This window comes from Psychrobacter sp. AOP31-B2-9, assembly GCF_052378005.1.
Classification (GTDB): Bacteria; Pseudomonadota; Gammaproteobacteria; order Pseudomonadales; family Moraxellaceae; genus Psychrobacter.
In genome coordinates this window covers 1-506 of sequence record NZ_JBQSXG010000336.1, presented here as the reverse complement: position 1 = coordinate 506, position 506 = coordinate 1, and the positions used below count along the sequence as shown (strand labels likewise).

Sequence of the window (506 nt, the reverse complement as noted above, 5' to 3'; positions counted from 1 at the left end):
CCAACTAGTCAGTGAAGCAATAAACATTATCAGTTTTCACTTAATAAACTACACTATAGAAGAAAAATATGACGAGATATCCGATTCGATTACCTTGCAAATCAATAGTTATGGAAAGAACCGTAGCCATTCTTCAAGTGTAATACCATCTAGCCATATTGATAATAGAAATATTGATAATTTTGTATCAAATTATGTTAATTATTTTTTAGAAAACGAATCTAAACTTTCAAGTCCTTTATATACATGGTGGTATCGCTTATATAACTATAAAACAGATATTGAAAATAATGTTCTCATTTTAAGTGTTGCAATTGAGGCATTGAGTCTAAAATATGTAAAAGAATTTCAGAATATCGATCAAATTTATGACTTTCATGATATAAAAAAAATAGGAAAACTTATAAAAGATTCAGATGCTTCTAAAGAGCTAAAAACCAAAGTTCAAAAATATATTGGCAATCTAAACTCTTCTAGCAAACCTATCGTTTTAATTCTTAAAAGCT

General features: G+C 27.1%; 1 protein-coding gene. It reads left to right on the top strand.

All coding sequences use genetic code 11. The features are described 5' to 3' along the window. The coding region (locus ACT3SX_RS15515; protein WP_444761869.1) for a hypothetical protein at positions 1-506 on the top strand (506 nt) is incomplete at both ends.